We start from the raw sequence: 19,105 nt of genomic DNA, 5'->3' as shown, positions 1-19,105 counted from the left end.
AAAGGAATCAATTACAAAGCTTCATCATCACGGTGGAGCTTTTTTTGTGTTGGGTCGTTTTTTGACTGCCGCTATTCATGCTGCCAGAGCACCACCATTAAACGCCTTCAGTCTCTAATAGGCTATCCAAGAACTGTTGTAATTCTTTCATTTGATCTTCTCCCTTTTTCCTGCCCATCCTTCCTGAGATATAAAGAACCACCCAAATAAGCACCATCAAAATCATGACTATTAAAGGAAGTTCCATTGCTTTTTTTAAGGTAAATAGAGTGTACAACCAGATCAAGGCGGCGATAAAAAATCCTGAGATAAGAAAGTGCAAAAACATAAACATAGTCCATACAGCTGGTTTAGGGCCATACAAACCTTTAAGCAATAAAAGACCATCTGTTTCTTCTTGAACCTCTAGGTGCAATTCTGGAGACCAGAAATGAGACCTGCTTTCGGGAATACGTATAAAGACATGAGCATCTACCTTACTTACGATATAATGCTTGTCGGAATGGTGACCATCAAACAATCTCATAAACACTTCTCGTGTCATAGAAAGGCTTTTTTGAAACCTAGGTCTTAATACGATTTCTTGATCTATCTCCATTATGAATATAAATGTAAATATTTTTATGAACTCTAAGGTCTAGAATGTTTAAAAATATATTTTATAAAACAACATAAAGTTTTGGCAATCAGGTACAAAACTCAAAACTAACTGTAAAAAGGAAGGTAGACTTTAAACAAACAGATATAGGAAGTAAATAAAAACATTAAAGAAGCATTTTGGAAATAGTGAAAACAAAAAAAACGCTCAAGTAAACTTGGCGTTTTTTTCTAATTTTACTACAATTAAGTGAGCCCGACAGGATTCGAACCTGTGACCGCCTCCTTAGAAGGGAGGTGCTCTATCCAGCTGAGCTACGAGCCCTTTCTCACTAGATTACCTCTAAGCGGTTGCAAATATAGTATTATTTTATAAAGTCATGCCTATTTTTTAAATTAAACATTCTATTCTTTGATTTATACTTTTAACTAGTTGAAATTCTTAATTTTGCAGTCATGATTTTTTTGAAAAATATTCTTTTCCTAGTAGTTCTACTACTATCAGACATGCTTTACTCCCAAAGTTTTAAAGCAGACTCCTACACTGCTTCAGAGGTGGAGAACATGAATCGATGGCAATTACTCAAATACGACGGTTTAAATGTTTTTAATGGAGTTGCCTACTCCTACTCCAGACCATTTCATTGGGAGAAACGAGACCTTTATCGTGCTGGGGCAACGACCTTATTAGTTAGCGGCTTATATAGCTTTGATCAGGAATCTAGTGATTACTTTAGAGATCAAGAAAAAGATATTCCTGAACTATTGAGAGATTTTGGTTGGTATTTTGGAAGCCCACAAAATAATTATGGGGTTACGGCAGGTGTTTATGCCTATGGATTACTGACTAAAGATCCCAAATGGAGGCGCACCGGGGTATTGATGATCTCTAGTGCCAGTGCTGGTGGACTATTACAGCAAATACTAAAGACGATTACTGGTAGAGCCCGGCCAGAAACTGGGTTCGGAAGACATGAATTCAGACCTTTTTCAGGAGAGTCCGGTTTTAGATCATTTCCATCTGGACATACGGTTTTAGGATTTACGACGGCCTATGCACTGGCAAAACAATTTGAAAACCCTTATGTAAAAGCAGGGATTTATACAGTTGGATTAATTTCTCCTGTTTCTCGTTTATGGGCTGGAGCTCATTTTCTGACCGATGTAGTTTTGAGTATGGTCATAACAATTGCTACAGTAGAAGCCGTGGATCGTTACCTAGATACCAGGAATGGATATGGAGATAAACGTTACGGAACAGGTAAAACTGGACAAAGACCACAAAAAATAGTGTTTAACCTTACGGCTACTTCAAACAGCATTGGACTGACTCTTAATTTCTAAAATGTTTAACAAAGTTATCTATAAAGTTAAACAATTATATAGATAACTTTGATGCTCAATAAAAATTATATGGCACCTTACAGGGTTTTTGAAGAATACAACATAAAAATTACAGATGAAATTAAGAGCAAATACCGCGATGTCATTACAGAATTAGGAGAAGATGTAGAAAGAGAAGGTCTTGTAAAAACCCCTGAAAGAGCGGCAAAAGCAATGCAGTTTTTAACCTCAGGATACGATATAGATCCTGCTGAAATACTTAGGGGAGCTATGTTTGCAGAAGATTATCACGATATGGTCATCATAAAAGATATTGAATTGTATTCTTTATGTGAGCACCATATGCTACCGTTTTTTGGAAAAGCGCATATCGCTTATATCCCTAATGGACATATTGTAGGTCTTTCTAAAATACCTAGAATAGTAGATGTATTTGCGCGTCGCCTTCAGGTACAAGAACGGTTGACACATGACATATTAGAATGCATTGACAAGACCCTAAAACCAAAAGGTGTTGCAGTTGTTATAGAAGCTTCTCACATGTGTATGATGATGCGTGGCGTACAAAAGCAAAACAGCGCTACTACCACTAGTGGTTTTAGAGGCCAATTTCAAAAAGTAGAAACCCGTACAGAATTCATGAACCTTATTTCTTCAAAATTGCATTAAAAATATTCTGTGGTACGTAATTTGAATTTATAGGGCTTTTAAATAAATCATATGTTTCATTCAAAACGTTCCAAATTAGTTGCAGGTGTAGTCTTTGACCTTATAGGGATGTCTTCCCTTTTGGGATTTGGTATACTGGAATTTACCGATTTGGCTTGGGCGCCTATAGCTGGTTACTTGATGACAAAACTTTATCCTGGTAAATCTGGTGTAGCAGCGGGTGTTGTTACAACAATAGAAGAATTACTTCCAGGACTGGATGTTATCCCATCATTTACCATCATGTGGTGTTATACCTATCTGATCAAATCTGGAAGAGGTGACAATAAAAAAACGATTGATATAGATCACTTTTCATAAAAAAAGCTCCTGTTAAGGAGCTTTTTTTATTTGACCAATTCTTTAAAACCTGTCATTAATTTCTTGATCTTAGGGTCTATGATTACCTGACAGTATCCTTGTTCCCTATTATTGTTATAATATTCATTATGAATATCTTCTGCTGGATAAAAGACCGTTGCTGGAGCTACCTCCGTAACTAATAGCTCTGTATAAACACCTTTGTCTTCTAGATTTTTAATATAATCTCTAGCCGTATTTTCTTGTTGATCATTAAGGTAAAATATAGCACTGCGATAATGTGTTCCCACATCATAACCTTGCCTATTTAAGGTAGTAGGATCATGAGTTGCCATAAATACAGCTACTAAATCCTTATAGGATACCACTTCAGAATCATAGGTGATCTCTATAGCTTCTGCATGACCTGTTCTTCCTTGCAATACTTCTCTATAAGGAGGGTTTTTAATATGCCCACCACAAAAACCTGATTTCACTTGCTCTACTCCTTTTACTCTTTGGAAAACCGCTTCTGTGCACCAGAAGCATCCTCCCGCAAAAATTGCTTTGTCCATTTTGTTTTTTTTTAGCAATTTAACCCACATATATGTATCTTTTTTTTAATTAACATGCCTTTAATGAAATGGTTTGTTAAACAAGTTATTTTTGCCTTTTTCAGATCTCTTTATGCAATTTAAATTCATTTTCACCTGGTTGGTTTTAGTTCTCGCTTTCGCGAAAGCGGAATCACAAATAGCTCAAGACACTCTTGATATCAAGAGAAAAGTGTATAAAGCTACTCGAGTAAGTACGGCACCTGATATCGATGGGGAGCCATTTGAAAAGTTTTGGGATGCTATTCCCACAGGAGGTAATTTTGTGATGGTCCAGCCTACCAATGGTCAAAAAGAAAGAGACACCCATAAAACAGAGTTTAAAATTGCTTATGATGATGATGCTCTTTATGTTGCCGCATTTCTTTATGACAACAATCCAGAAAGTATACCGAGACAATTTTCTCAAAGAGATGAAATAAATGCTCAAGCAGATGTGTTTGGGTTTTATTTAAATACTTATAACAACCAAATCAATCAAACGAAGTTTTTTGCCACTAGTGCCAACGCGTTAGGTGATGCCATTACTGAAGGTAATCGAGATGACTTTAGTTATAATGTTGTTTTTAAATCAGAGACGAGCATTAATAAACTTGGGTGGTTTGTGGAAATGAAAATTCCTTATAGAACATTGAGATTTCCAGAAATAGAAAAACAAGACTGGAGCTTTCAAATTTTTAGAAGAATACGTGCTTTGAATGAAGAGTACTCTTATGACTTCATAGACATTACCAAAGGAATAGCCACACAATACGATGCTTTGATGACAGGCGTAGAAAAGATCAACCCGCCATTACGATTAAATCTTTATCCGTACACCACCATAGTTAATGATAATTTTAATGGAGTAAGTACAACGAAGTACAGTGCCGGAATGGATGTTAAATACGGGATCAACGATGCCTTCACTCTTGACGCGACTTTGATTCCAGATTTTGGTCAAGTGGCTTTTGATCAAGTTGTTCTTAATTTAGGGCCCTTTGAACAAACCTTTGGAGAAAACAGAGCCTTTTTTAATGAAGGAATAGATTTGTTTAATAAAGGAGGAATCTTCTTCTCACGTAGAATAGGACAGACACCTAGTGGTTTTGGAAACCTTGCTCTATTAGAAAATGAAGACGTTATAGATAACCCCAATAGCGCACAATTGCTCAATGCTGTGAAAATTACGGGAAGAACAAAAGATAGGTTAGGCATAGGTTTTTTAAATGCCATAACCGGAAAGACAGAAGCTACTATAGAAAACTTACTCAATAACGAGCGCCGTACAGAAATTACAGAACCCTTTACGAATTACAACATGTTTATTCTGGACCAGCAATTCAGTAAAAACAGTTCTATTGCATTATCTACAGCAAGTACGATGAGAAATGGAAGCTTTACAGATGCGGTAGTTAATGCATTAGTACTCGATCACAATGATAAAAACGCTTCCAATAATTACAGAGCAGAATTAAAAATGAGTAATCGTTTTACTCCTAGGGGAACTGAAACTGGTGTGGCCAGTGAAGCGAGATGGCGTAAAACCACTGGCAGATGGAGACCTAGTCTAGCACACTTCTACCGGGATAAAAATTGGAATCCTAACGATTTAGGACGTAATTTTCAAAACAATACACAAACCTTTGCCGCTGACTTGAGTTACAATCAATTTACTCCTGTTGGTATTTTCAACAGGTACGATGTAGACTTTAGAATAAGACATAGAAGGCAGATCGATCCAGATTTACACACAGATAGTGAGTACAATATCAACCCATCCTTCACTACTAGAGAACGTCTGGCATTCGGTGGCGATTTCAAATTCTTTACCAGAAATTTAAATCAATTTGAAGCTCGTCAAACAGGACAAGTCGTGAGATACGAACCTGCCTATTATTCGGGAGGTTCTTTCTCGACAGATTATCGTAAGAAATTTGCAACCGACATCAGAATGAGCTGGTTAAAACGATTTAACGATTTAGAAGAAAGTTATAATTTCAATATAAGTCCTAGGTATAGGTTCTCAGATAAATTCTTGCTTGTATATCGACTGTCATGGGACAAAAATGACAATCGTATCAGCTATGTGGATAAAGACGTAGACAATAATCCTATAGTAAGCAGACGTCATACACACTCGGTAGAAAACAGAGTGTCTGGAACCTATAATTTTAACAACAAGCAAGCACTGAGCTTGTCTTTTAGAAATTTTTGGTCTCGAGCAACATTCAGTCGAGATTTTAAAGAACTCGATTCCAATGGTACTACCATTCCAACCGATTACACCTTGACAAACAACTTTGACCCAGACGCTAATTTTAATGTTTGGAATCTAGACCTTTCCTACCGATGGCGTTTTGCCCCAGGTAGTGAAGCTACTTTACTATACCGAAATAGCATATTTAACTTTGATAATCAAGGAGATATAGCCTTTCAAGACAGCCTGGAAGACTTGTTTACTCAACCATCTCGACACAATCTGTCCTTACGAGTTACTTATTTCCTTGACTTTAATGATGCAAAAAGATGGTTTAAAGCCTAAAAACCCATTACTTTGTTATTATGATTAAAGCAGTACAGATTTATAAAAGTTTTGGTGATTTACAAGTTCTTAAAGGCGTAAATATAGAAATTAAAGCTGGTGAAATAGTTAGTGTTGTAGGGAGTTCTGGCGCAGGTAAGACCACCTTATTACACATTCTAGGTACCTTAGAAAAACCAGACATGAAAACCGGCAGCAGCCTAGAAATAGATGGCACCGATATTATGAAACTGAGTGGTAAACAGCTTAATAAATTTAGAAATCAATCCCTTGGCTTTATATTCCAGTTTCATCAATTATTACCGGAGTTTACAGCTTTAGAAAACGTTTGCATCCCGGCTTACATAGCAAACACTGATAAATCTGTAGCTGATAAACGAGCTAAAGAACTCCTCTCCTATCTCAAATTATCTGATCGTATGGATCACAAGCCTGGGGCGCTTTCTGGTGGTGAACAACAACGCGTTGCTGTAGCAAGAGCTTTAATCAATAATCCCAAGGTCATCTTTGCTGATGAACCTACAGGAAACCTAGATAGCGCCACAGCTCATGACCTTCATGAATTGATTTTTCAATTGAGAAAAGAATTCAATCAGACTTTTGTTATTGTTACCCATAATGAAGAACTCGCAGACCTAGCAGACCGCAAGCTGGTAATGAGTGATGGTAAATTTCTGTAAGCATTAGTTTAAAATAAAACAGGTTTCATATGAACCGAAAAGAACTTAAGGAATTTCTCGATGCAAAAGTCGAGCAATACAACACTCCAGATTTTATCCCTCACGATCCTATTCAGATACCGCATCTTTTTACTGATAAAAAGGATATAGAAATAGCAAGCTTTCTTGTAGCCACCATTGCTTGGGGAAATCGCAAGTCCATTATCAATAATGCTCATAAATTGATGACGCTCCTAGATCAATCTCCAGCAGACTTTATAAGAAACCACGAAGAAAGTGACTTGGATAGATTTGATGGTTTTGTACACCGCACTTTTAACAGTGAAGATTGCAAGACCTTTATGCGATCCTTGCAGCATTTAGAAAAGAAGCATGATGGTTTAGAGCACGCTTTCGCGAAAGCGTATCAGGAAAAAGCAAATTTGCAAGAAGCCATCTCCCAATTTAAAACCAGCTTCTTTGAGGTAGATCACTTGCCACGCACCCAAAAACACGTCAGTGACCCCATGAAAAATAGTAGTGCAAAACGCATCAACATGTTCCTGCGCTGGATGGTGAGAAAAGACAATGCTGGTGTAGATTTTGGCATATGGAACTCCATCCCTATGAGCGCTTTATCACTACCATTAGATGTACACACCGGGAATGTCGCTCGTAAACTAAAACTGCTTAAACGCAAACAAAACGATGCCAAAGCCGTTGCCGAACTGGACAAAGTGCTTAGGAGTTTTGACCCTAAAGATCCTATTAAATATGATTTTGCTCTTTTTGGATTAGGGGCTTTTAAAGAATTATAGCATAAAATTAAGAGTTTTTTTGTTAATTTTGTGAAAACATTAAAATGCCCTAATGGCCAAAGTTTCCTTACATCCTCGTGAAGTGGAGCGTCTTGCTTATTTAGAATCATTTCATATCGATGCCAAACGAGAAAAGGTGCTTGATGAACTCACGGAGTTAGCTTGTAAGCTCACTAATGTACCGAAAAGTTTAATTTCTATTGTCCATAAAGATGAGGTATGGTTCAAATCTCAAAGCGGACTTCAATTAGATAATTCCCCAAGAGAATTTAGTTTTTGTGCGCATGCGACTGCAAATGATAATGACTTTTTCTACGTAGAGGATGTTTATAAAACTAGGGAACTTCAAGACCATCCATACTTAAAAAATGATGACAATATTAGGTTTTATGCAGGTGTGCAATTAAAAGACGAGCATAATTTACCTTTAGGAACAGTCTGTGTCCTCGATGATAAACCACATACATTAAATACAGAACAGAAGAAATCTCTAGAGATGATCGCTGACCTTATAATGAGGCAGTTAATGCTCAACAAGACCAATATAGAACTCCAGGAAAAATCTAGGTTGTTAGAAGAAAATAATGAGATGCTCAAGAACTTTGCTAGGGTCGTGTCTCATGACATGAAAATGCCCCTAGCAAGCATGATTCTTACGACCGATCTTCTGTCTGAAAAATACAGCGGTCGATTAGATACTGATGGTAAACGTTATCTTCATTCTATTAAAGACACGGCTTTTTCTATGAGTGATTACATAGATAATATTTTAAGCTATTATGAAAGTGACCTATTAGCCATCGATGACAAAGAAGAGTTTGATATTAATTCTATTATTGAAAAAGTGGAAGAAATGGTTGGGCTTAGGGATGATATACAACTCATGTTTCCTGAAGATAATCTTATCATTAACAGTAACAGTGCTGCTATTGAACAAGTCTTATTAAACCTTATAGGGAACAGTATTAAATACAACGACCAAGAGACTATTGTTATTCAAGTTACAGCAGCTGTAACCCCTAAATATTATAAAATCAGTGTAAAAGATAATGGTATAGGTATTCCAAAAGATAAACAAGAAGATATTTTTAAATTATTTACCACATTAAATCAAACAGATCGATCTGGTAAAAAAGGTAACGGTATAGGGCTTTCTACTGTTAAAATTCTTGTAGACAAACTGGGTGGAACCATCAAATGCGATTCCAAAATCAACTCTGGAACTACTTTTACATTTACCGTCAAAAAATAAGTGCTTTTTTAAGCAAAGGCAGTATCTTTGGACTGCAATTATGATAGATGTTATTTAAAAACCCAATAATACTTTACGGTCTATTTTTTCTTATAGTTCCTATTATTGTTCATCTTTTTCAGCTTAGAAAGTTTAATAAAGTATCTTTTTCTAATGTTGCTTTCCTCCAACCTTTAATTACTCAAACTAGAAAAAGTCGTCAGTTAAAAAAATGGTTGACTTTGTTAGCTCGTTGTGCCGCTATTGCCTGTATAGTTATGGCTTTTGCACAACCCTTTTTACCGGGAAGCACCACCGCTACTCAAGAAAAGCAAACCGCTATCTATCTTGATAATTCTTATTCCATGGAATTAAAAGGTGAAAACGGAGCCTTATATAAAAACGCTACCAGTCAGCTTCTAGAAAAAATACCAGCAGATAAAGTCTTTACCCTATTTACAAATGATCAAGTCTTTGCAAATACCAACAGACAGCAAGTTACTAATGAGCTGCTTTCCAATAATTATTCTACCGTAGCACTCCCCTTTGATCAAGTACAACTTAAAGCCTCTTCCTTACTTCAAAATAAGAATGCTGTAAAAGAAATGATCTTCATCTCCGATTTTCAAAATAGTGCTGGAGAACAATTTCCAGCGCCCTTACAAAATGTAAAAAGAGAACTTGTAAAGTTAGAGCCACAAGAAATCAATAACATATCTATTGATACCGTTTTTATAGAGAGCCAATCTGGTGAAAATTTAAAACTTCAAGTAGGCTTAAGTGCTAATTATAAAGTGGAGCAACCTGTAACTTTATCTTTTGAAAATAACACTATCTTATTGGCAAAAACATCGGTTCTTTTAGAAAATCAATCTGGAACAGCTCATTTTGAAATAGAGACTGATGAGCCTATTCAAGGAAGGATTTATATAGATGATAAAGGAATCTCATTGGACAATGAGATTTTTATAAGTACGGGTAAAAAGGAAAAAATCAAGGTTTTAAGTATCAATGGCGCCGACTCTAGTTTTCTAGACCGACTTTATAAAGGGGAACAGTTTGAGTACATCAGCGTAGCAGAAAGGGATGTCAATTATAATTTGATCAAAAATCAAAACATCGTTATCATTAATGAAATGAGTAACATTCCTACCGGTCTTAGTGAAGAGTTAAATAAATTAACCAGCAACGGTGGTTATATGGTCGTCATTCCTTCCAAAAAACCTTCTGGATATCAAAACATAGGCTTGAACGGATTAGAATACAACGATTTTTCTAAAAAAATTACAGAGATCAATTTCAATCACCCTTTGTTTAAAGGTGTTTTTAATAAACAAGTTTCCAACTTCCAGTACCCTAATGTTACTAGTGTTTTAAAAACTACAAACGCTATAGATCCTATACTTAAATATGACGATGGAAGTAGCTTCCTATATAAAGACAACACTACTTATTTCTTTACAGCAAGCCTCAATATAGAGAACAGTAACTTTCAGAATTCGCCGCTTATTGTTCCTGTTTTTTATAACATGGCTGTAAATGCCTTGCCTATTCCTCAATTGTATTACGAGCTAGATAGCAACAACACTATCGCTGTAAATACGAACGTAAATCAGGACGATATTTTAAGCCTTTCCAACGATTCCTCTGAAGTGATTCCTAGACAACAAGCCTTTGATAGTTATGTGCTCGTCACTGCTGGAAATGAATTATCTATTGCAGGAAACTATAATGTAAAAATTAAAGAACAAAAAATCTCTACACTAAGCTTCAATGCAAAACGTCAAGAGAACAAGTTAGAATATTATTCAAATGCTGATTTAGGTAATAACCTTTCAGCATCTATTGATGATTTACTTTACAAACTCAGTCAGGAAGAAAATATCCTTTCTTTGTGGAAGTTTTTTGTCATGGGAGCTTTATTCTTCCTAATTTGTGAATTATTGATTTTAAAGTTTGTAAAATGATACTACTTAAAAATGTGACTATCGTCGATGCCAGTTCTGATTTAAACGGCAAAAAAAGAGATCTGCTCATTAAAAATGGGAAGATTGAAAAAATAGGTGTTTCTTTAAAAGAAGAAAATGCCAAAATCATTGAGACTGCAAATTTGCATGTCTCCAAAGGATGGATCGATACAAGTGTCAGTCTTGGAGAACCTGGCTTTGAAGAACGCCAAACACTAGAAAATGGAGTTAAAGCTGCCGCAGCAGGTGGTTTTACCACCATCATGTTGAATCCTAACAATCAACCTAACCCGCAAGATCAATCGGGAATCAAATATTTGAAAAACGTAACCGCACATCAGGCAGTAAGCATCTTGCCAGTGGGCTCTTTTACTTTAAATCAAAATGGGGAACACCTGGCCGAATTGTACGATATGCAAGAAGCTGGTGCTGTTTCCTTCTACGACTACAAACAGGAAGTGACTAATGCCAACCTGTTGAAAGTAGGATTGCAATACGCATCCTCCTTTAACGCTGTAGTGCAGTCATTTCCTCAAAATAAAGACATCGCTGGAAAAGGAATGGTCAATGAAGATCCCGTAACTACTAACCTAGGAATCAAGTCCATGCCTAGCCTTGCCGAAGAGCTTCAAATAGCGAGAGATTTAAGAATCGCTACCTATACCAAAGGAAGATTACACATTCCTACCGTAAGCACCGTAGAAGGTTTAAAACTGATCAAAAAATATAAAAAGACCGCTCAAAATGTGACTTGCAGTGTTTCCATTCATCATTTGACCCTATCAAGTAATGAACTAGAAACTTTTGATGCGAACTTTAAAATACAGCCACCGCTGCGAGATGAGAAAGAAGTCAAACAGCTTCAAAAATTTCTAACTTCAGGAGTGATCGACGTTGTTACCAGTGATCACACACCACTAACCATAGAACATAAAGACCTAGAATTTGACCATGCAACTGCAGGAACCATAGGCTTAGAAAGTGCATTTGGTGTTCTGAATCAACTGACAGATCTGGCCACAACTATTGAATTATTGACCAATGGTTACCAAGTCTTTAATCAAGTAACACCTCAAATAAAAGAAGGACAAATAGCTAATTTGACCCTTTTTGAACCAGAAACAAGCTATACCTTTGAAAAACGTCATATTGTTTCTACTTCTAAGAACTCTGCATTTCTAGGAAAACCCATGAAAGGAACAGTTATCGGAATCATTAACAATAAAAAAGTGATTTGGAATGAAAGATAACCCTCCTGCTAAAAACATAGCGATTATTGCTTATGCCAGTTCGGTGTTTTTATACCTGCACTTGATGGTTTTCATTGCTGTTTTTGGAGTAGCTATCATTCTCAATTACAATAAAGGAAACAAATTTGCCAGCTTCCATATCCGTCAAATGTTTGGTATAGCTATCATTGCGGTAGTGGTTTCTGTATTTGCAGATAACATTCCAAAAGACCAACTATTACTACCATTGCTTATCATTACTTTAATGGTGTTGCTCGCCTTATTAGGCCTGATCAGTAGCCTACGCAATCAACAAGATTTACTGCCATTTATAGGGAAATACTTCCAGAAATGGTTCACTTTTATTAAATAATTACTTTGCATACATCACTTACTTTATCCCATATCACGCGACCTGCTCGCAAGGAAAACGCTCCATTGCTCCTACTGCTCCACGGTTATGGAAGTAATGAAGAGGACTTATTTTCCTTTGCGCCAGAGCTGAGTGAAGACATCTTTATAGTTTCAGCCCGTGCCCCTTACGAGATGCCTCCACAAGGAGCTGCATGGTATGCCATCAATTTTGATGCTTCTGGCGGTAAGTTTAGCGATGACGATCAAGCTAGAGAAAGTATGTTAAAAATTACTAGTTTTTTAGAGGAATTGAAGGCTACCTACTCTATTGATCCTAATAACATGAATGTGCTAGGTTTTAGTCAAGGAGCTATTCTTGCTTACGGCTTAAGCCTTTCTCATCCAGGATTATTGCGTAACCTAGTCGCGATGAGTGGTTATATTAATGAAGATTTAATCGCAGGAAAAGATGGATTAGAAGCACGCTTTCGCGAAAGCGAGATCAAAACCAACTACTTCATTTCTCATGGAACCCAAGATCAAGTCATCCCTTTTGCATGGGCAAAACAGGCCCCTCTGCTCCTGGAAAAAATCCACGCCGATTATGTCTTCAAAGAGTATCCCATAGGACACGGTATTTCTAGAGATAATTTCTACGACATGAAGGAGTGGCTCGAGAAACGAGTTTTAGGCCAGTAATTTAGATGTTAATTAAAATGTGATCCATGAACAATTCTATCAAATCTCAACAACAAATTCTGGATAAACTAGGGATTGTTTCTTTAAACGACATGCAATTGCAAGCGCATGAAGCCATAACTAATCATAGAGATACCGTAATCATCTCACCTACAGGTACAGGAAAGACACTCGCATTTCTTCTTCCAGTAATCGAATTATTAAATCCAGAGCTTACAGAAGTTCAAACCTTAATTTTAGTTCCTTCTCGCGAGCTTGCCATACAGATAGAGCAAGTGATTAGAGAAATGGGGACTGGTTATAAAGCAAATGCTATTTACGGCGGGCGCGCAGGGGCAAAAGACAAAGAAGATTTACAACACACCCCTACTATTCTAATAGGAACTCCAGGAAGAATAGCTGACCATTTAAGAAGGGAATCATTTGACCCATCGTTTATAACGACCTTAATTCTCGATGAATTTGATAAATCTCTGGAGACCGGATTTGAGAAAGAGATGAAGGAAATAGTAGGTTCTTTACCTCATGTAGGACGTAATATACTTACATCTGCTACTTTTAAAGTGGCCATTCCCGTTTTTGTAGGATTGAAGGATCCCCAAGTGTTGAAGTTTGAGAAGAAGACGGATAGTGTGCTTCAGATTAAAACCATGGCTTCTGACTCTAAGAACCGTTTTATCAATCTAGAGCAAATTATTGCGCGTACCGATAACGGGAATGGGATCATTTTTTGCAATTTCAAAGATTCTATTGAAGAAGTGAGCGAGTTTCTAAAAAGCCGAGATATTTCTCATTCTGTTTTTTATGGTGGGCTAGAACAACGAGATCGCGAGCGTGCCTTGATCAAATTTAGAAATGGTACACACCAACTATTACTAGCAACAGATCTGGCTGCTCGTGGAATAGACGTGCCTGAATTGGATTTTATTATTCATTACGAACTTCCATTCCACAAAGAAGAATTCACCCATAGAAACGGTCGTACGGCTAGAATGCATGCTGATGGAACCGCTTATATCTTACACAATAAGAAACACCCACTTCCTGATTATATAGGAGAAAGTACACCTTTAGAATATGCGGAGCGATTAAAAGTCAACCATCAACAAAAGTGGGAAACATTATTTATTTCTGGCGGTAGAAAAGATAAAATTTCTAAAGGTGACATCGCGGGACTGTTCTTTAAACAAGGAAATCTAGACAAAAACGAATTAGGCGAAATTGAATTAAAGCAAGATTGTGCCTTTGTCGCAGTCCCTTTTGAAAAGGCTTACGATTTAACACAGCAACTTAATAATAGCAAAATTAAGAAGCGAAAGGTTAGAATTTACAGATTGGATTAATTGTTGGTATTCTTATCAAACAACAATGCTTTAATCGTTTCCATCTCTACCTCTTTCTTCGTATTGATGTTATATCGTATCATAACATCACCCCAGCGGTCGTTATCAGTAAAGTTAGCGAGCACCCATTTATGATTGATAAACTTGGTATCGTTGATTCTAAAACCACGACCTTGACCTATATAAGGAACTAATGGATTACCACCTTCCTTGATATTGAGTTCTAGCAATTGATCTCTAACGATCGCCTCAACTTCAGAAGGTTCTAATCCTATGTTGTACAAATAATTTTCTGCTTCAGGATTTCCTTTTAAGGAAAAAACAGAATTTTCATAATCGGCTTTTACTTCTATAGACAGTGCCTCTTTACGCTCTTGATCTGTTTCATAAAGCTCTTTTCTAAGACTTTGTACTTGGCCTTCTAGTTTTTCTTGGTATTTCCTACCATTAACGTAGATGACTAGTGCAATTAAAGAGGCAAAAATAAACAGGTATAAATAAAAACTTTTTATCAATTTGATATGATTTTAAGGTTATCGTATGCCAAAAACACGTTTTCAGGAAGTGTTTTTTGCACTTCATCGTGAAAACCTAGGTGATGACTTATATGTGTAAAGTAAGTACGTTTAGGTTGCAATTCCCTTACTAATTCTAATGCTTCTTCTAGATTAAGGTGTGTGGCATGAGTTTCTATACGCAGCATATTAAGTACCAGAACATCTAGGTTTTTAAGCTTCTCCTTTTCGCTGGAATCTATAGTCTTCACATCAGTCATATAAGCAACATCTCCTATTCTATAGCCATGCACAGGTATATAACCATGGTCTGCCAAAACAGGAGTCACGGGAATACCTTCTATTTCAAAGGACTCATTTTCAAATTCATGAACGTCTAAGGTTGCTACACCAGGGTATTTATTTACTGTGGTAAAAATATAACTGAAGCGTTCTTGAAGTGCCTTATGAACTCGAGAGGTCATATAGCAATGCAGATTCCCCTGACGAAAGTAGAACGGTCTCAAATCATCTAATCCTGCTGTATGATCAGCATGTTCATGGGTAAAAAGCATAGCATTAATATCAGAAACTTCTTGTGTGAGCATCTGCTGGCGGAAATCAGGACCGCAATCGATGATAAAACGCTTATCATTTACTTCAAACATAGCACTCACCCTAAGACGTTTATCCTTAGAATTCTCACTCAAACACACTGGATGTGAGCTACCTATAACAGGAATTCCTTGTGATGTACCAGTTCCTAAAATCGTAATTTTAACTTCCATAATTGTTTTATAAAAGTATTGATATTTTTTCATTAAAGTAGGGTTGTTCGCTACCTTTGTATAAACACCAAAATATACAAGATGGGTTTAAGCTTACCAGGAGATCACGATTTTGAATCTGTTCCATCCCTAAAAAACAAAGTCCTTAGAATTAACTTGAATCGTAACATTTACGGAACCTTTGCCGAAATAGGTGCCGGACAAGAAACGGTTAGGCAATTTTTTAGAGCTGGTGGCGCCTCTGGTACAATTGCAAAAGCAATGAGTGCTTATGACAAGGATTTCTCAGATTCTATTTATGGTATTCAAGATGACGGACGTTATGTCACAGAGTCGAGATTAGTAAAAATGCTGGATCACGAGTCCAACCTTATTGAAGAAAGGCTTTCTAGAGAAAAACATCCTGAAAAATTATTCTTTACTTATGCTAACACTGTTGCAACCATTGACTTTGCTAAGAGATACTTAGGTCATGGCTGGGTAGGAATTAGATTCCAAGCTTCCCCTGAGGAGGATTATTCAGAAATTATATTACATGTGCGTTTTAAAGAACGCGACGCTAGATTACAGCAAATTACATTGGGTATTCTGGGAACTAACTTGATATATGGTGCTTTTTATAAGCATGATAACCCAAGAAAATTATTGGAATATCTATACGATCATATAGATAAGGATAAGATCGAGATTGACATGATCAATTTTGCTGGTCCTCGTTTTGAACAAGTAGATAATCGTTTAATGAGTTTACAACTCCTTAAACACGGAATGACGGAGGCTGTAATGTTCGGACCTGATGGGAATAATATTTTAAGTGCTCGTATTCTTTATAAGAAAAATGTATTGGCACTACGAGGTAGTTTCCGTCCGGTAACTAAAGTAAACATGGATATGTTTGAAACTGCTCGCCGCAGGTTCTTAAAATCAGGCACAGTTAAAGAAGAAAATGTAGAAACCATATTTGAAATTACACTATCTAATTTAAGAGCCAGTGGAGAAATAGATGAGAAAGACTTCATGCACCGAGCAGAGCTGCTTTGCTCCCTTGGACAAACCGTTATGATTTCTAACTTTAAAGAATACTATAAGTTGGTAGAGTACTTTAATAACTATACTAAAGAACGTATAGGCCTTGTAATGGGGGTCAATAATCTAGTTGAAATTTTTGATACCAAATATTACACCCACTTAAGTGGTGGGATTCTGGAAGCTTTCGGAAAACTATTCTTTAAGGACTTAAGAGTTTATTTGTACCCAATGCTAAATGCTGAAACTGGGGAACTCACAACAAGCGAGAACCTAAAAGTACATCCACGCATGAAGGAGCTTTATAAATTCTTCAAATACAATGGAAAACTAAAAGATATAGAGGATTACAATCCTGATATTCTTCATATTTTCTCAAGAGAAGTACTAAGAATGATCGATGCAGGTGAGGATGGGTGGAAGGCTATGTTGCCCGAAGGAATTCCCGCTTTAATGGAAAAGGAGAATCTCTTCGGTTGCAACAATAACGAGCAAAACTCTAAGAAGGATGCAGCATCTCATACAGAGGACGCACCTTTATAAAATTTGAGCTGCGTGATCTTTGGTTTTTACCTTTTGGATCACATCAGTGATCACGCCGTTTTCATCAATCACAAAAGTCGTACGGTGAATGCCGTCGTATTCTTTACCCATAAACTTTTTAGGACCCCAAACTTGAAAAGCATTTAACAAGGTATGATCTTCATCTGCAAGAAGATCGTATGGAAGTTCGTATTTAGTCTGAAAGTTCTTTTGTCGTTTAGGACTATCGGCACTTGCGCCTAAGATCTCATAGCCGCTTGCGCGAAAACGATCTACATTATCCCTTAAGTTACATGCCTCAGCGGTACAACCCGGTGTACTTGCTTTAGGGTAAAAGAATAAAACCAACTTCTTACCGGCAAAATCCGACAAAGAAACGCTTTGTTCCTCTTGATTAAGAATTGAAAAATCTGGAGCCTTATCTCCTACTTTTAATGAAGTCATATCGTATTTTTGAATGAATTAAAGCATAAAGATAGGAATGAACAAATCAGAAAAAGTTGCATTTATCATAAATAAACTGGAAGAGTTATATCCAGAAATTCCTATACCCTTAGATCATACCGATCCATATACTTTATTAATTGCTGTTTTAATGAGCGCACAGAGCACAGATGTGCGAGTCAACAAGATTACTCCGCTACTGTTTGACAGAGCAAATAATCCCTATGACATGGTGAAACTGAGCGTAGAAGAAATACGTGAAATCATCAAACCTGTAGGACTCTCTCCTATGAAAGCTAAAGGAATCCATGGCCTTTCTCAGATCTTGATTGACAAACATAAGGGTATCGTCCCAAGAACTTACGAGGAATTAGAAGAGTTCCCAGCTGTAGGACACAAAACCGCTGCTGTTGTCATGGCGCAATCCTTTGGAATACCCACTTTTCCAGTAGACACACATATTCACAGACTGATGTACCGCTGGAATCTCACCAATGGAAAGAACGTCGTACAAACAGAAAAAGATGCTAAAAGACTCTTTCCAGAAGAAACGTGGAACGACTTGCATCTTCAAATCATCTGGTACGGCCGTGAATACAGTCCTGCACGTGGTTGGGATATAGAAAGGGACATCATTACCAAGACGGTAGGAAGAAAAACCGTGTTGGATGCTTATTATAAGAAATTGAGGAAATAGAAGTATGTTAAATCAAAAAGAATTAGAAAGGAAAGCTGTTGAAAGATATCTTGATAGCTCTAATCAATTATTTGATATTACTGATTTTGAATCTCCTGATTTTATATTAAAAAATGAAAGTCATGAAATAGGTTGTGAGATAACAGAGTTTTATCCTGACTATGACGTTACAGGGTCTAAGCTGAAGAAACGAGAAAGTTTTATTAAAAAATTACATAAAACTCTAGGAATAGAACTACTAGACAAATATCCTAAGGGATTTGTATTTGATATATATTATGAGTTTGCAGCTACTGAGAAAACATCAATAAAATTGGAAGTACAAGCCGTTATCAATAATATTGAATCCTATTTTTATGAAGGACAAGTAATTCCATCATCAATTAATATCAGAAAATTTTCTATTCGTAAAACTGATTTACTACCTACTCGCCTTATATTAAGCATTCCATCTGATTATAGCGATCTAACTGAAGAATGGTTGCAACCTATCATAAATTCAAAATCGTCAAAAATTAAAGAATGGAAAAGAAGTTTTGATGAAAGGTGGCTTATTATATCCATTGGAATATCAATTTCTGGAGATCTAAATCTTAACAAGGTTAAAAATTTAGAAATTTTAGAGTCAAGAGAATGGAATAAAATTATCTTAATCGATATTCCTTTTGGTGATTATAAAGAAATTAATTCTCCTTATTAATCTGAAGATAACTTATTTCTCGTGCT

Annotated in this window: 20 protein-coding genes and 1 tRNA gene; 15 read left to right on the top strand and 6 right to left on the bottom strand. The window is 36.5% G+C overall.

Annotated elements, in window-relative coordinates; genetic code table 11:
• Nucleotides 1-97: 97 nt before the first annotated feature.
• Nucleotides 98-598, bottom strand: a complete 501-nt coding sequence (locus CW736_RS10360; protein ID WP_101013868.1) for a GTP-binding protein — start codon at nucleotides 596-598, stop codon at nucleotides 98-100.
• Between the two features lie 250 nt (nucleotides 599-848).
• Nucleotides 849-922: transfer RNA gene (locus CW736_RS10355), tRNA-Arg, on the bottom strand.
• Nucleotides 923-1,053: 131 nt separating this feature from the next.
• Between CW736_RS10355 and CW736_RS10350 the strand changes: the two genes are divergently transcribed.
• From CW736_RS10350 to CW736_RS10340, 3 genes are all read left to right on the top strand, one after another.
• Complete coding sequence (locus tag CW736_RS10350) at nucleotides 1,054-1,941, top strand: phosphatase PAP2 family protein (RefSeq protein ID WP_101013867.1); 888 nt, start codon at nucleotides 1,054-1,056, stop codon at nucleotides 1,939-1,941.
• 69 nt (nucleotides 1,942-2,010) lie between these two features.
• On the top strand, nucleotides 2,011-2,610 hold the full coding sequence (gene folE / locus CW736_RS10345; RefSeq protein WP_101013866.1) for a GTP cyclohydrolase I FolE: 600 nt from the start codon (nucleotides 2,011-2,013) through the stop codon (nucleotides 2,608-2,610).
• Between the two features lie 51 nt (nucleotides 2,611-2,661).
• Nucleotides 2,662-2,970 carry a hypothetical protein gene (locus tag CW736_RS10340; protein ID WP_101013865.1) on the top strand — a complete coding sequence of 103 codons (309 nt, stop codon included), beginning with the start codon at nucleotides 2,662-2,664 and terminating at the stop codon, nucleotides 2,968-2,970.
• A gap of 26 nt (nucleotides 2,971-2,996) precedes the next feature.
• Here the strand turns inward: CW736_RS10340 and msrA are convergent, their stop codons facing one another.
• Nucleotides 2,997-3,524 carry a peptide-methionine (S)-S-oxide reductase MsrA gene (msrA, locus tag CW736_RS10335; RefSeq protein ID WP_101015118.1) on the bottom strand — a complete coding sequence of 176 codons (528 nt, stop codon included), beginning with the start codon at nucleotides 3,522-3,524 and terminating at the stop codon, nucleotides 2,997-2,999.
• A gap of 112 nt (nucleotides 3,525-3,636) precedes the next feature.
• On the opposite strand from msrA, the gene CW736_RS10330 reads away from it, so the two are divergent.
• The 9 genes from CW736_RS10330 to CW736_RS10290 are packed head-to-tail and all read left to right on the top strand — an operon-like array spanning nucleotide 3,637 to nucleotide 14,387.
• A complete protein-coding gene (locus tag CW736_RS10330) occupies nucleotides 3,637-6,087 on the top strand; it encodes a DUF5916 domain-containing protein (protein ID WP_101013864.1) in 2,451 nt (816 codons plus the stop codon).
• Nucleotides 6,088-6,107: 20 nt separating this feature from the next.
• Entirely contained in the window at nucleotides 6,108-6,767 is a 660-nt protein-coding gene (locus CW736_RS10325; protein ID WP_101013863.1) for an ABC transporter ATP-binding protein, read from the top strand.
• Between the two features lie 29 nt (nucleotides 6,768-6,796).
• A complete protein-coding gene (locus CW736_RS10320; protein WP_101013862.1) occupies nucleotides 6,797-7,564 on the top strand; it encodes a TIGR02757 family protein in 768 nt (255 codons plus the stop codon).
• Between the two features lie 52 nt (nucleotides 7,565-7,616).
• On the top strand, nucleotides 7,617-8,816 hold the full coding sequence (locus CW736_RS10315) for a GAF domain-containing sensor histidine kinase (RefSeq protein ID WP_101013861.1): 1,200 nt from the start codon (nucleotides 7,617-7,619) through the stop codon (nucleotides 8,814-8,816).
• A 47-nt stretch (nucleotides 8,817-8,863) separates the two neighbouring features.
• Nucleotides 8,864-10,762, top strand: coding sequence for a BatA domain-containing protein (locus tag CW736_RS10310; protein ID WP_101013860.1), 1,899 nt, complete (start codon nucleotides 8,864-8,866; stop codon nucleotides 10,760-10,762).
• On the top strand, nucleotides 10,759-12,012 hold the full coding sequence (locus tag CW736_RS10305; RefSeq protein WP_101013859.1) for a dihydroorotase: 1,254 nt from the start codon (nucleotides 10,759-10,761) through the stop codon (nucleotides 12,010-12,012). Before CW736_RS10310 ends, CW736_RS10305 begins: the two co-directional genes overlap by 4 nt.
• Entirely contained in the window at nucleotides 12,002-12,364 is a 363-nt protein-coding gene (locus tag CW736_RS10300) for a hypothetical protein (RefSeq protein ID WP_101013858.1), read from the top strand. Before CW736_RS10305 ends, CW736_RS10300 begins: the two co-directional genes overlap by 11 nt.
• Nucleotides 12,365-12,369: 5 nt before the next feature.
• On the top strand, nucleotides 12,370-13,044 hold the full coding sequence (locus CW736_RS10295; RefSeq protein WP_101013857.1) for an alpha/beta hydrolase: 675 nt from the start codon (nucleotides 12,370-12,372) through the stop codon (nucleotides 13,042-13,044).
• Between the two features lie 26 nt (nucleotides 13,045-13,070).
• Complete coding sequence (locus tag CW736_RS10290) at nucleotides 13,071-14,387, top strand: DEAD/DEAH box helicase (protein WP_101013856.1); 1,317 nt, start codon at nucleotides 13,071-13,073, stop codon at nucleotides 14,385-14,387.
• Here CW736_RS10290 and CW736_RS10285 read toward each other — a convergent pair.
• Together CW736_RS10285 and CW736_RS10280 are read right to left on the bottom strand one after the other, a co-directional pair.
• Nucleotides 14,384-14,902: a hypothetical protein gene (locus CW736_RS10285; RefSeq protein WP_101013855.1), complete on the bottom strand. Its 519-nt coding sequence runs from the start codon at nucleotides 14,900-14,902 to the stop codon at nucleotides 14,384-14,386. The genes CW736_RS10290 and CW736_RS10285 overlap by 4 nt on opposite strands.
• Nucleotides 14,899-15,702 carry an MBL fold metallo-hydrolase gene (locus CW736_RS10280; RefSeq protein ID WP_232735346.1) on the bottom strand — a complete coding sequence of 268 codons (804 nt, stop codon included), beginning with the start codon at nucleotides 15,700-15,702 and terminating at the stop codon, nucleotides 14,899-14,901. The genes CW736_RS10285 and CW736_RS10280 overlap by 4 nt, the downstream gene beginning before the upstream one ends.
• Before the next feature lie 48 nt (nucleotides 15,703-15,750).
• On the opposite strand from CW736_RS10280, the gene CW736_RS10275 reads away from it, so the two are divergent.
• A complete protein-coding gene (locus tag CW736_RS10275; RefSeq protein ID WP_101013854.1) occupies nucleotides 15,751-17,238 on the top strand; it encodes a nicotinate-nucleotide adenylyltransferase in 1,488 nt (495 codons plus the stop codon).
• Here CW736_RS10275 and bcp read toward each other — a convergent pair.
• Complete coding sequence (gene bcp / locus CW736_RS10270) at nucleotides 17,233-17,682, bottom strand: thioredoxin-dependent thiol peroxidase (RefSeq protein ID WP_101013853.1); 450 nt, start codon at nucleotides 17,680-17,682, stop codon at nucleotides 17,233-17,235. The genes CW736_RS10275 and bcp overlap by 6 nt on opposite strands.
• A 37-nt stretch (nucleotides 17,683-17,719) precedes the next feature.
• Between bcp and CW736_RS10265 the strand changes: the two genes are divergently transcribed.
• Together CW736_RS10265 and CW736_RS10260 are read left to right on the top strand one after the other, a co-directional pair.
• Entirely contained in the window at nucleotides 17,720-18,379 is a 660-nt protein-coding gene (locus tag CW736_RS10265) for an endonuclease III domain-containing protein (RefSeq protein ID WP_101013852.1), read from the top strand.
• A gap of 4 nt (nucleotides 18,380-18,383) precedes the next feature.
• On the top strand, nucleotides 18,384-19,079 hold the full coding sequence (locus CW736_RS10260) for a hypothetical protein (protein WP_101013851.1): 696 nt from the start codon (nucleotides 18,384-18,386) through the stop codon (nucleotides 19,077-19,079).
• Nucleotides 19,080-19,105: the final 26 nt, after the last annotated feature.

This window comes from Nonlabens sp. MB-3u-79 (genome assembly GCF_002831625.1).
Classification (GTDB): domain Bacteria; phylum Bacteroidota; class Bacteroidia; order Flavobacteriales; family Flavobacteriaceae; genus Nonlabens.
This window is presented reverse-complemented; position numbering and strand designations above follow the sequence as displayed.